Origin of the sequence: Microbacterium schleiferi (assembly GCF_015565955.1) — a bacterium.
Taxonomy (GTDB): Bacteria; Actinomycetota; Actinomycetes; order Actinomycetales; family Microbacteriaceae; genus Microbacterium; species Microbacterium schleiferi_A.
Genome location: NZ_CP064760.1, coordinates 3,049,545 through 3,061,682, shown reverse-complemented (window position 1 = coordinate 3,061,682; position 12,138 = coordinate 3,049,545). Strand labels below are relative to the sequence as shown.

12 protein-coding genes are annotated in these 12,138 nt (G+C 68.0%); 5 read left to right on the top strand and 7 right to left on the bottom strand.

Annotated elements, in window-relative coordinates:
- Positions 1-92: 92 nt before the first annotated feature.
- Positions 93-731 (top strand): TrmH family RNA methyltransferase, encoded by a 639-nt coding sequence (locus tag IT882_RS14850; RefSeq protein WP_229382169.1) that lies wholly within the window; start codon positions 93-95, stop codon positions 729-731.
- 287 nt (positions 732-1,018) lie between these two features.
- On the top strand, positions 1,019-1,510 hold the full coding sequence (locus IT882_RS14845; RefSeq protein ID WP_195692485.1) for an FBP domain-containing protein: 492 nt from the start codon (positions 1,019-1,021) through the stop codon (positions 1,508-1,510).
- 16 nt (positions 1,511-1,526) lie between these two features.
- On the opposite strand, the gene IT882_RS14840 is transcribed toward IT882_RS14845, so the two are convergent.
- Both IT882_RS14840 and IT882_RS14835 read right to left on the bottom strand, forming a co-directional pair.
- Complete coding sequence (locus IT882_RS14840) at positions 1,527-2,255, bottom strand: pyridoxamine 5'-phosphate oxidase family protein (protein ID WP_195692484.1); 729 nt, start codon at positions 2,253-2,255, stop codon at positions 1,527-1,529.
- Complete coding sequence (locus IT882_RS14835; RefSeq protein ID WP_195692483.1) at positions 2,252-3,595, bottom strand: MATE family efflux transporter; 1,344 nt, start codon at positions 3,593-3,595, stop codon at positions 2,252-2,254. Before IT882_RS14835 ends, IT882_RS14840 begins: the two co-directional genes overlap by 4 nt.
- Positions 3,596-3,821: 226 nt before the next feature.
- On the opposite strand from IT882_RS14835, the gene IT882_RS14830 reads away from it, so the two are divergent.
- Complete coding sequence (locus IT882_RS14830) at positions 3,822-5,183, top strand: ClC family H(+)/Cl(-) exchange transporter (RefSeq protein WP_195692482.1); 1,362 nt, start codon at positions 3,822-3,824, stop codon at positions 5,181-5,183.
- Between the two features lie 23 nt (positions 5,184-5,206).
- Positions 5,207-7,171 carry a M13 family metallopeptidase gene (locus tag IT882_RS14825; RefSeq protein ID WP_195692481.1) on the top strand — a complete coding sequence of 655 codons (1,965 nt, stop codon included), beginning with the start codon at positions 5,207-5,209 and terminating at the stop codon, positions 7,169-7,171.
- Positions 7,172-7,278: 107 nt separating this feature from the next.
- Here IT882_RS14825 and IT882_RS16755 read toward each other — a convergent pair whose 3' ends face one another.
- Positions 7,279-7,497 carry a hypothetical protein gene (locus tag IT882_RS16755; RefSeq protein WP_229382168.1) on the bottom strand — a complete coding sequence of 73 codons (219 nt, stop codon included), beginning with the start codon at positions 7,495-7,497 and terminating at the stop codon, positions 7,279-7,281.
- Here IT882_RS16755 and IT882_RS14820 point away from each other — a divergent pair.
- Positions 7,414-8,121, top strand: coding sequence for a serine hydrolase (locus IT882_RS14820; RefSeq protein WP_324253949.1), 708 nt, complete (start codon positions 7,414-7,416; stop codon positions 8,119-8,121). The two genes, IT882_RS16755 and IT882_RS14820, sit on opposite strands and share 84 nt — an antisense overlap.
- A gap of 25 nt (positions 8,122-8,146) precedes the next feature.
- On the opposite strand, the gene IT882_RS14815 is transcribed toward IT882_RS14820, so the two are convergent.
- The 4 genes from IT882_RS14815 to IT882_RS14800 form a co-directional block, all read right to left on the bottom strand.
- Positions 8,147-8,740, bottom strand: a complete 594-nt coding sequence (locus IT882_RS14815; RefSeq protein WP_195692480.1) for a PadR family transcriptional regulator — start codon at positions 8,738-8,740, stop codon at positions 8,147-8,149.
- A gap of 133 nt (positions 8,741-8,873) precedes the next feature.
- Positions 8,874-10,286, bottom strand: a complete 1,413-nt coding sequence (gene ligM / locus IT882_RS14810; protein WP_195692479.1) for a vanillate/3-O-methylgallate O-demethylase — start codon at positions 10,284-10,286, stop codon at positions 8,874-8,876.
- Positions 10,287-10,320: 34 nt separating this feature from the next.
- Positions 10,321-11,193 carry a formyltetrahydrofolate deformylase gene (gene purU / locus IT882_RS14805; protein ID WP_195692478.1) on the bottom strand — a complete coding sequence of 291 codons (873 nt, stop codon included), beginning with the start codon at positions 11,191-11,193 and terminating at the stop codon, positions 10,321-10,323.
- Positions 11,194-11,212: 19 nt separating this feature from the next.
- Complete coding sequence (locus tag IT882_RS14800; RefSeq protein ID WP_195692477.1) at positions 11,213-12,088, bottom strand: methylenetetrahydrofolate reductase; 876 nt, start codon at positions 12,086-12,088, stop codon at positions 11,213-11,215.
- Between the last annotated feature and the right edge of the window lie 50 nt (positions 12,089-12,138).

Below are 12,138 nucleotides of genomic sequence, written 5' to 3'. Positions count from 1 at the left end.
GGGCAGCCGAAAACACTCGACACGGGCGCGCCCGAGTGACCTGCCTGACCGGAATGGCGGTGGTCCTGCGACTGTCGGATAGATTGCTCGACGTGCACGACGAGACCGAGCCCGGCAGCGAGCCGGAGCTGTCGCACGGCGTCGGGCCGTGGCCTGGCGGGCCCGCGAACTGGCCCGATGACCCGCGCCTGGATCCCGAGCTCCTTGCCGAGGGAGACCGCCGCAACGTCGTTGACCGGTACCGCTACTGGCGGATGGACGCGATCGTGGCTGACCTCGACGAGAAGCGGCATCCGTTTCACGTCGCGATCGAGAACTGGCAGCACGATCTCAACATCGGCTCCATCGTCCGCAGCGCCAACGCGTTCCTCGCCGCCGAGGTGCACATCATCGGGCGCCGTCGCTGGAACAAGCGCGGCGCGATGGTCACCGACCGCTATCAGCACGTGCGCCACCACGAGGATGTCGCGGCGTTCGCCGCCTGGGCGGATGCCGCGGGACTGCCGGTGATCGCGGTCGACAACGTCGAGGGTTCGCGTCCGCTCCCGCTCGCAGACCTGCCGCAGGCCTGCGTGCTGCTGTTCGGGCAGGAAGGTCCGGGCCTGTCGGACGAGGCGCTGGCCGCGGCATCCGGCAGCGTCGAGATCGCGCAGTACGGCTCGACCCGCTCGATCAACGCCGCGGCGGCAGCGGCAGTCGTGATGTACGAGTGGTGTCGCCGGTGGGCCTAAGCCGCGAGGGGCGCCGCCGCCGACCCGGTCGAGCGGCGTAGACTGCCGGACGTGAACGGACAGACGACGCCTGCGGGTGGCTGGAGGATGTCGACGCGCTCTGCGTCGGCGGGCACGACGGCCTGAGGCCGCGCTCCCTCCCGGCGGGCTTCTCGCCCGCACCGACTGCCTCGCAGCCGGAATACCCCTTCCCGCGACGTGCTGAGCGATCCTCGTCGGTTCTGGCTTGTGACCAGTTCCGGTTCGAGACATTCGCTGCGCCGTCACCTCTTCCGAAAGGCACGCATATGCGTCCGCTCACCGATGCCCAGATTCGGGCGTCCTTCCTCAACGCCTCGCGCAGCGAGCGCAAGAACCTCATCCTTCCCACCGACCTGGAATCCCGGGACTGGGAGTCGCTGGACTATCTCGGATTCCGCGATCCGAAGCTTCCGAAGCTCGCATCGGTCATCGTGGAACTCGACGACGAACCGGTCGGCATCCTCCTGCGGCAGACGGATGCCCGGCCCCGCAGCAGGCCGCAATGCTCCTGGTGCAACGACATCCAACTCCCCAACGATGTCGTGATGTTCGCTGCCAAGCGCGCCGGCGATGCCGGTCGCCGCGGCGATACGGTCGGCATCCTGGTCTGCGAGAACTTCGAGTGCTCGGTCAACGTGCGAAAGCTCCCGCCCTCGGCCTACCTCGGGTTCGACCGTGAGGCGGCGCGGGATCGTCGAATCGCGGCCCTGCGGTCGCAGGTGACCGATTTCGCGCGCGCCGTGCGGGACGGGACGTAGGCCCGGTCGGGCCCGCTCAGGGCTGCATGAGCTCGCGCAGCCGGGCCTCCCGCTCGTCAGCGAGCTCGCCGAGCCTGCGTGTGAAGGCGGTGACGGATGCCGCATCTGCAGCGCCCGTCGCGCGGGTCACCGGTGAACCGACCGGTGAGCCCGCGCGGACGGCCAGCGGGACGACCCCCGCCCAGACGGTGTGATCTTCGCCGTCATCCTCGGTGTCGCCGACGCCGTCGAAGCGGACCTTGATGCTTGCCTGATCGAGCGGGACCTGCAGCACCTGCGTCGCGCGAACCTCCTTGCGCGTCATCTCCCGCACCTCGGCGCGCCGGCCGGGCATGAGGTGGTCGGAGACCTGCCACAGCGCCTGATCGCGCAGGTCTTCGGGAACAACCCGCGCGTTTCCGAACACGACGGCGCTGCGATAGTTCGCCGAGCTCTCGAATGTGGATGCCGCGAAGACGAGTCCATCGACGTGCGTGACCGTGACCGAGACCGGCATCCCGTCGCCGCCGGCATCCAGGAACAGCCCACCGCCGGTCGACCCGTGCAACAGCAGAACGGGTCCCTCACCGAGATCACCGACGCCGTAGAGGTAGGGGAGCACGATCGGCATCCCGTCGCGGACGAACCCCACGTGGGCGACGAGGCCTTCGGTGAGGATCTCGCGCAGCATCTCGGCATCCGTGCTCTGCCGGTGCGGTTTGCGCCGCACCTGAAGCGACGGGGAGGAGGGGCTCTCGGGCGTCATACGTTGAGGGTAGAGCCGAGCCACGCGTGGCCGCGCAATCGCCAGCCGAGCGTCGCGGCGCGAGCGAGCATGTAGACGCCGAAGAACGCGACGGCAAGCCACGCCAGACCCGCCGCTCCGCCCGGATGGAAGACCGCGACGAGCGCGAGCGCGGGAAGGAAGGGCACGAGGTTCAGCGCGCCGGCGATCGCGAGGTACCGCGCGTCGCCCGCGCCGATGAGCACGCCGTCCCAGACGAAGACGATCCCGCACAGGGGTTGGGCGACGGCGAGCACGAGCAGAGCGGGCTGCACGATCGCGGCAAGCTCCGAGTCGCCGGTGAAGAGAATACCGATGACCCCGGATGCCGCAGCGACCCCCGCCCCGACGACGATGCCGAACCACAGCCCCCACGCGCTCGTTCGCTGGAGGACCTTGCGCACCCGGGCGTGGTCCTCTTCGCCGAGGGACTTTCCGATGAGCGCTTGGGCCGCGATCGCGAGGGCGTCGAGGGCGAACGCCGCCGCCGAGAAGATCGTGTACGCGACCTGCCAGCCGGCCAGTTCCTCCGTGCCCAGGCCCGTCGCGACAGCGACGGTGGTCAGCAGCGCGATCCGCAGCGACACCGTCCGCAGGAACAGCCAACCGCCCGTGCGGGCCGAGCCGCGTACGCCGCGGGCCGACGGGCGGACCTGCGCCGAATGCCGGCGCGCCAGGCGGCCGATGACGCCGACGTAGGCGACGACCATGCCCCACTGGGCGAGCACCGTCCCGACCGCCGAGCCGGCGATTCCCCATCCGAGGCCGTAGATGAACAGCGCGTTCAGTGCCGCGTTCGCGCCGAAGCCCGCGGCCGCGATCCACAGCGGTGTGACGGTGTCTTGCATTCCCCGCAGCAGTCCGGTCGCGGCGAACACGATGAGCATCGCGGGCAGACCCCACATCGAGATCTGGAGGTAAGTCACGGCATCGGCGGCGACCTGTTCCGAGGCGCCGAAGAGAGAGACAAGCGGCGGTGTCGCGAGCGACCCGGCCAGAGCCAGGAGTGCGCCGAGCCCGAGCGCGAGCCAGAGTCCGTCGATTCCCACCGAGACCGCCGACCGCGCGTCGCCGGCACCGAAGCGGCGCGCGACGGCCGGCGTCGTCGAATACGCGAGGAAGACCATGAGCCCGACGATCGTCTGCAGGATCGCCGACGCTATGCCCAGGGCAGCCAGTGGCACGGTGCCGAGGTGTCCGACCAGCGCCGAATCGACGATCAGGAACAGCGGCTCGGCCATGAGCGCACCCAGTGCCGGCACCGCGAGCCGCAGGATGTCGCGGTTCAGCGACGAGGGGGCCCCGGCGGGTCGAGAGTGCACGAGCCGAGCCTAGGGTTCGACGCCACGTCACCGGATGATGCGCGCCGCACTCGCCCCGTGACATCCCTCGCTGCACCCCTATCGGGGCCGGGCTCGCTTCGCTGTTCGTGTGCCGCGACACGCGGTGGGCGGCATCCGTCGCCCGCGACGTGCGGCAAACGAGCGGTGTGGATGCCACGATGGCTGTGCAGGAAGGGTGCCGCGGGGTGCCCGGGCAGGAGCGGAGATGGCGGGCAACACGTCGTCGGTGAAGACTCCGGATGGCGGCAGCGGCGCTGCGCGGCAGATCGCGATCCTCATGCTGCTCGCCGCGGTCGCGGGGCTCGGGGTGGGACTGCTCGGTGGGGCGTTCCGCTGGTGCATCGACCAGGCCGAGCACCTGCGCATCCAGGTCTTCGCGTTCGCCCACGACCAGCCCGGATGGGGATGGGTGATCGCGATCGCCGTCACCGGGATCGGCGCGACGTTGGCTGCGCTTCTCGTGAAATGGGTGCCGCAGGCGGCGGGGAGCGGCATCCAGTACGTCGAGGCGGTCGAACGCGGCGAAGAGCCCCCGAGCGCGCTGGGGGTGCTCGTGGCCAAGTTCGTCGGCGGCGTGCTCTCGATCGGGTCCGGAATGGTGCTCGGTCGCGAAGGTCCGACGGTCCACATCGGCGCGGTGCTCGGCGCCGAGGCGGCACGCCGAAGCCGCAGGCCCGCCGCGGATGCCCGCACCCTTCATTCCGCACTGTCGGGCGCGGGCCTTGCCGTTGCCTTCAATGCGCCCCTCGGCGGGTCCCTCTTCGTCATCGAAGAAGTCGCCCAGTCGGTGCGGGCGCGCATCGTGCTTCCGACCTTGACGGGCGTTGCGGTAGCTGTGGCCACGGCGTGGATCGTCGTCGGCAACGCGCCGATCTTCGACGTGAAGCCGGTGCCGCCGCCCGACCTCGCGCAGGTCGGGGTTTTCGCCGTCTTCGGCTTACTGACGGGCGTCCTCGGTGCCGGTTACAACCGACTCATCCTCGGCTTCCTGACCGCCGCGCGAGCAGCGCGCCGCGTCCCGCCGGTCGCCCAGGCGGCGATCATCGGCGGTGCCGTCGGCCTTCTGCTGTTCTTCGATCCGCTCGGTGCCGGCGGTGGTGACCCGATCTCGCAGGGGCTGCTCCAGGGCGACTCCCTCATCCCCCTCGTGCTCGCCGCGACCCTCGTCATCCGGTTCTTGGCGGGGCCCCTCTCCTACGCCGCCGGAACCCCCGGGGGTCTGTTCGCGCCGCTCCTCGCGATCGGTGCGCTGTGGGGAGCGCTGTGCGGATCGCTTGCCAAGCTGGTTCTGCCGGAGATCGCCGATACGACGGTCGTCGTGTTCGTGCTCGTCGGCATGACCTCGATGTTTGCCGCCACGATCCGCGCGCCGCTCACCGGAATCGCGGTCGTGGTCGAGATGACAGCCGTCGCGACCGTGCTCGCGCCGATGCTGGCGGCATCCGTGTGTGCGATCCTCGTCGCCGCGGCACTGCGCACGCGCCCCATCTACGAAGACCTCCGCGAACGGATGCTGCATCCACCCGCTGTTCGCCCGGTGTTCCCGTCGCGCAGGGATCGCGCATAGCCGACGTGCTTATTCTGGAGGACATGACCGACGCGACCGTCTCTGGCCTCCCGCTGGAAGAGCTTTCTGCCGACATCCGCCCGCAAGACGACCTCTTCCGCCACGTCAACGGCGCGTGGCTGGATCGGACGGAGATTCCGGACGACAAGGCTCGCTGGGGGTCGTTCCACCTCATCGCCGAGCAGGCCGAGAAGGATGTGCGCGCGATCATCGAGGAGAGCACGGATGCCGAGCCCGGCACCGAGACCCGCAAGATCGGCGATCTGTACACGAGCTTCATGGACACCGAGCGCATCGCGGCGCTCGGGGCGACGCCGATCGCCAGTCAGCTCGCGGCCGTCGACGCGATCTCATCGATTCCCGAGCTGTTGACGACGCTCGGTTCTCTCGAGCGCGATGGCGTGTCGGGGCTGTTCGGCCTCTACGTCGAGCCGGACCCCGGAAACCCTGAGCGTTATGTTCCCTTCATCGTGCAGGGCGGGCTGTCGCTTCCCGACGAGAGCTACTACCGGCTCGAGAACTTCGATGAGACACGCCGCGAGTTCCGTGCGCACATCGAACGGATGCTGACCCTCGCCGGCGTGACGGACGCCGCAACGGATGCCGACCGCATCGTTGCCCTCGAGACCGAGCTCGCCTCGCACCACTGGGACAACGTGCGCAGTCGGGATGCTGTGGCAACGTACAACCTGCGGACGTGGACGCAGGTTCTGGAGATGGCCGGTCTCGACCTCGCGCCGTGGCTGTCGGCGCTGGCTCCCGGGAAGGAGACGGCCTTCGACGAGGTCGTCGTCTACCAGCCGAGCTTCATCGAGTCGCTCGGCGGCCTGCTGAGTGCCGGGCGACTGGAGGACTGGAAGGCGTGGCTGCGATTCGCCGTCATCCGGGGAGCTGCCCCGCTGCTGTCGGACGAGTTCATCGCCGAGAACTTCAGCTTCTACGGGACCCAGCTCACGGGTGTGCCGACGATCCGGGAGCGCTGGAAGCGCGGGGTCAGCCTCGTCGAAGGCGCGATGGGCGAAGCCGTCGGCCGCGTCTACGTCGAGCGACACTTTCCGCCCGCCGCGAAGGACGCGATGGACGAACTGGTCGCGAACCTCATCGAGGCGTATCGGCGCAGCATCCGTGCCCTCGAATGGATGAGCCCCGAGACGCGGGAACGCGCCCTGGCCAAGCTCGACGCCTTCACCCCGAAGATCGGGTACCCGGTGACGTGGAAGGACTACTCCGCGCTCGAGATCGACGCCACTGATCTCGTCGGCAACGCACGCCGCTCGCACCGGGTCGAGCACGACCGTCAACTCGCGAAGGTGGGGCAGCCGATCGACCGTGACGAGTGGTTCATGACGCCACAGACCGTCAACGCGTATTACAACCCGCTGATGAACGAGATCGTCTTCCCCGCGGCGATCCTGCAGTACCCGTTCTTCGACGTGGACCGCGACCCTGCCGCGAACTATGGCGGCATCGGAGCGGTGATCGGCCACGAGATCGGTCACGGCTTCGACGACCAGGGGAGCCGCTTCGACGGCGACGGTTCGCTACGGGACTGGTGGACAGAAGACGATCGCGCGGCCTTCGAGCAGCGCACCAAGAGTCTGATCGAGCAGTACGACGCGCTCACCCCGCGCGGCCTCGACGAGAAACACCACGTCAACGGCGCCCTCACGATCGGTGAGAACATCGGCGACCTCGGCGGCCTCGGCATCGCGATCAAGGCGTACGAGATCTCCCTCGACGGTGAACCGGCACCGGTCATCGACGGATACACCGGCATCCAGCGCCTCCTGCTGAGCTGGGGTCAGATCTGGCAGCAGAAGGGCCGAGATGCCGAGACCATCCGGCTGCTCACGATCGACCCGCATTCGCCGAACGAGTTCCGCTGCAATCAGATCGTGCGCAACGTGGATGCCTTCTATGACGCCTTCGAGGTGACCGAGGCTGACGAGCTGTGGCTCGACCCCGCCGAGCGCGTCACCATCTGGTGAGGTTGATCACCTAGAATCCCCCCACCCGAACACGGGAAGGATCCCACGGTGGGCACACCACCCCGCACGTCGCGCGCGGATCATCGCGCGGATTCGCGACGGTCACGTCAGGCGTCTGGCCGCGCGCCTTCCTTCGCCGCGACGATGCACGCGCTCGAAGAGATCGCGAGCACCGGCGGCCGCGTCTCGGTGTGCGTCACCGATCTTGATCGCGGGTCAGACCTCGTGCTGGGGATGCCTTCATCACCCTCCCGGTCGCTCAGCTCGGCATCGTTCCGCTGCTGGTCGAGACCTCGGCGGCGCTGGAGGCGGGCCGACTGGATCATACGGAGACGGTTTCGCGTCCACCCCGGGAGCAGCACATCTCGGCTGGGCTCTGGCGCCACTTTGCGACCGAGGACCTCGCGGTGTGCGATCTGGCTGTGCTGACGGCTGCGGCAGCGGATCCGCTCGCGACCAATGCGCTCATCGACCTCGTGGGACTGGACCCCGTGCGAGAGCGGATTCAGCACCTCGGACTCACCCGAACTGCGCTGCTCGACCGTGTTCGCGAAGACCGGGGGCCCGATGATGCTCCTCACCTCGCGCTATCCACGACCCGCGAGCTCACGTCGTTGTTCTCGGCGCTCGCGAACGGTCGAGCGGTGTCGGCGTCGGTGAGCGCGCAGGTCATCGGCTGGCTTGCACTGAACACGGACCTCGGCCTGGCCGCCGGCGCGACAGGCCTCGATCCCCTGGCCCACGGGGGCAGCGCCGACCAGTTGCTGCTGGTGAACAAGACCGGACGCGACCGCGGCATCCGGGCTGAAGCGGGGGTTCTTGCCGGGACGCGAGCAGGAGTCGCCTACGCGATGATCGTTCAGTTCGCGGAAGAGACCCCGCTTGACCGGCTTCGCGTGCACGACGCGTTCCGTGTCCTGGGAGCCGATCTCATGGAGGCCGTGCACTGAGTCGCGCACCGAGACGCGACGGCGCTCACTCGCTGGGGTCGAGCTTGTCGACCAGCGCCAGACCGCGCTGGGCCCAGGCGATCTCACCCTTCGCGCGCTCGACGAGTCCCTCGTAGGTGAAGTGCTTGTACGCGACGATGCGTTCGTGTTCGTCGACAGGGGAGGCCTTCAGACGGCGCTCGAGCATGGGGTTTGGGGGATCGATGAGATCGATCTTGCGGATCTCGCCCTCCCACTGGGCCAGTTCGCCCTCCCACTGTTCGATGTGGCGGAGGAAGAACGCCCGCGCAGCATCCGGTGATGCCGACTCCAAGTACGCGGCGCGCAAGTGGGCAGGGTCGCGTACGCGCTGGTACTCGAGAGGTGAAGCCATCCAGTCGAGGAACGCCTGGTTTCCGGCATCCGTGACGTGATACATGCGACGAGTGCCGCGCTCGCCGCGCGCCTGCTCCTCGGCCTCGACCAGGCCGTCGGCTTCCATCTTGCGCAGCTCGGGATAGATCTGCGAGTCCGGCGCATGCCAGACGTGGCCGACGGACTGGGTGAACTGCTTTGCCAGCTCGTACCCCGACAGCGGTCCGACCCGCAACAGCGCGAGCAGCGCGTAGCGAAGGCTCATCGGGCCACTCCTTCCGGTCGAATCCGCTCCCGTGATGCTACCGATACGCCGCGAGACTGCCTCCGCGCCGCGAGACAGCGTGTTGCGTGTGCTGTCTCGCGGGCAGGATGCAGTCTCGCGGGTTACGGGCTGATCAGTCGTTCTGGTAGCCGGTGCGCCATCCGCCCTGGTAGGTCTGGCGGGCGACGGTCGAGTACGGCACGGGGCTGACGACGACGCGCACGTCGGTCTGCTCGTGCGGCTCGACGGAGGCCTTCTTCGAGCCACCGTTCGGCTCGCCCCAGACCACGCGCAGCTCGGTGCCCTCGGGGACATCGGGCGACACGGTGGCCAGCGACAGGCCGCGGCGCTCGTTCGAGGAGTAGCCGGTGAACATCGAGTAGCCGACGACCGTGCCATCGGCATCCACGACGGCGTCGTAGTTGGCCGAGCCGTAGTTGGCCAGCGGCAGGTCGAAGAACTTGTAGTTCGGGCCGTCGACGTTCAGCAGCGACGTCCAGACCTTGCCGAGGTCGTCGGCGTTCCACGCGAGGGTGACCTTCTTGCGCTGCGCGGCGGGGTCCATCTTCTCGAGCGCGTCGCGACCGATGAAGTCATGGTCGAACTTCACGAACGAGCCGTAGCCCAGCTCCCAGGGGGTCAGGTAGTAGTCCTCGATGTTCTCGGACACGAAGGATCCGGCTAGGGTGCCGGTGGCCTCGTACGAGTTCGCCGGCAGCCAGTTGCGGTACGCCTGCTCTTCGGCGCCGGTGTAGATGGCGGGAAGCGGCGAGGGGATCCAGCCCGACTCGAGCGTGTTCGACGGGTAGGCGCGCGAGCCCACGGGCAGCAGCCCGAACTCGGCGCCGGCCTCGACGATGATGTCGCGGATCTTGTGGTGATCGGCGTAGGGTCCCCAGATCTCGAGGCCCGGGGCGCCGGCCATACCGTGACGGAGAGTGCGGACGTTCATGCCGCCGATCTTCATCTCCGACATGTTGAAGAAGCCGAGCTTCTCGAGCGGACCGCCGTTGAGCTTCTCGATCACGGCCCAGGCGTTGGGGCCCTGGATCTGGAAGCGGTAGTACTTGCGTGCGACCGCGTCACCGTAGGGGCGCGAGTTCGAGCGACGGTCGACCTCGACATCGAGGTTCGCGTAGCCGCCGGTCTCGCCGTGGAACATGAGCCAGTTCGACGCGGGGGCGCGACCGACGTACACGTACTCGTCCTCGGCCTCGCGGAAGAGGATGCCGTCGCCGATCACGTGGCCCGACGCGGTCGTGGGGACGTACTGCTTGGCCTTGTTGACGGGGAATTTCGCGACCGAGTTGATCGCGGTGTCGGAGATCAGCTTGATGGCATCCGAGCCCTTCAGGAACACGTTGTCCATGTGGTGCGACTGGTCGTAGAGCACGGCGGTGTCACGCCACGCCTTCTGCTCCTTGATCCAGTTGGTGAAGTCGGCGGGGACGACCGGGTAGATGTACGAGCCGATCTGGGAGTTGCGCAGCAACTCGACGGGCGAGCCCGCCGCGTCGATGACCTGCTGCAGATTCTGAGGTGCCACGATGAACCTTTCTATGGGGTGGTGATGGTCGGAGTTAGAAGACGACGGTGTGGTTGCCGTTGCGGATGACGCGGTCTTGCGCGTGCCAAAGCACGGCGCGCGAGAGCACGGCCCGCTCGACGTCGGCGCCGCGGCGCTGCAGGTCGGCGGCGGAGTCGGCGTGGGTCACGCGCACGACGTCCTGCTCGATGATGGGGCCCTCGTCGAGGTCCTTCGTCACGTAGTGGCTGGTCGCGCCGATGAGCTTCACGCCACGTTCCTTGGCCTTGCGGTAGGGCCCCGCGCCGATGAAGGCGGGCAGGAACGAGTGGTGGATGTTGATGACCGGGACGGCGACATCCTGGATGAAGTTGTCGCTGAGGATCTGCATGTAGCGGGCGAGAACGACGAAGTCGACGTTCCCCGAGAGCAGCTTCACGATCTCGGCTTCGGCGGCCGACTTGTCGGGCCCCTGCGAAGGCACGTGGAAGAACGGGATTCCGAAGCTCCGGACGTCCTCGACCATGTTGGTGTGATTCGAGATCACCATGGGGATCGACACCGGAAGCTCGCCGCGGCGGTGGCGCCACAGCAGATCCAGCAGGCAGTGGTCGGATGTCGAGGCCAGCACCGCCATCCGCTTCGGGATCGACTGGTCTGTCAGGCGCCAGGTCATCCCGTACGGCTTGAGGGTCTCGGCGATGTCGCTCTCGATCTCGTCGAACGCCGCCGTCAGCTCCGGCCGGTGGAAGACGACGCGCTGGAAGAACGCGCCCCCCTCGGGGTTGTCGGAGTACTGATCCAGGCTCACGATGTTCGCCTTGTGGCGGGTGATCAGTCCCGTGACCGCTGCCACGAGGCCGGGCTGATCGGGCCCGTGGACGATGAGGCAGGCGTGATCGCGCAGCGCTTCGTTGTGTACCGTCATGGCGTCAGATCCTTCCCGGTCACTTGGCGATGAAGTCGCGAGCCCACGTCGCCGTAGCCTCGAGGCCACCGAACGTGTACATGTGCAGCTTTACCGCACCGACCGAGGGGTCGGCGTCGAACATGCCAGCCAGGTCGGTGACGAACGTGTCGGGACCGGCCGAACCCATGAGGTTGGTCAGCGAGAAGCCGTACTTCTTGACGATCATCGCGTTGGCGCCCACACCGAAACGGGAGGCGAACGAGATGAGGCGCTTGATGCCGGCGGGACCGGGGGTGCCCAGGCGGATCTGCGTGTCGATGCCCCGGTCGCGAACTCCCTTGATCCAGGCCATCACCGGATCGGTGTCGAAGCTGAACTGCGTCAGGATGACGGCGTCCAGTCCGGCATCCTTCAGCGCGGCGGACTTGTCCTCGAGGTGCTGCCACAGCACGTCGGTGGCGATGTCGGGGTGGCCCTCGGGGTAGCCGGCGATCGACACCTCCTTCACGCCATACTGCTGCAGCACGCCAGAGCGGATCATGGTGAGCGCGTCCGGGTAGGGCCCCTCGGGCGTGGCCGGGTCGCCGCCGACGGCGAACACGTGCTCGGTCGCGCCGATCTCGGCGAGGGCACTGAGGAACTCTTCGAGCTGAGCCTGGGATGCGATGCGGCGCGCGGAGATGTGGGGGACGGGGACGAACCCGAGCTCCTTGACGGCCTTGGCCGCCGAAACCCGCATCGGCAGGTCTTCGTTGCCGAGGAAGGTGACGTTGACCTTCGTGCCGGCAGGGATGAGAGAGGCGGCTTCGGTCAGGCCGACGACATCCTTCTCCTTGCCGGTGATCTCAAGCGAGTAGCCCTCGACGAGGCGCTTGGCCGATTCGGTCGACGTCGATGTTTTGGGGTTGGCCATGGCGAGGGGTCCTTTCCGCTGCCAGGAGTGCGTCATTGCAGTATGCGCCG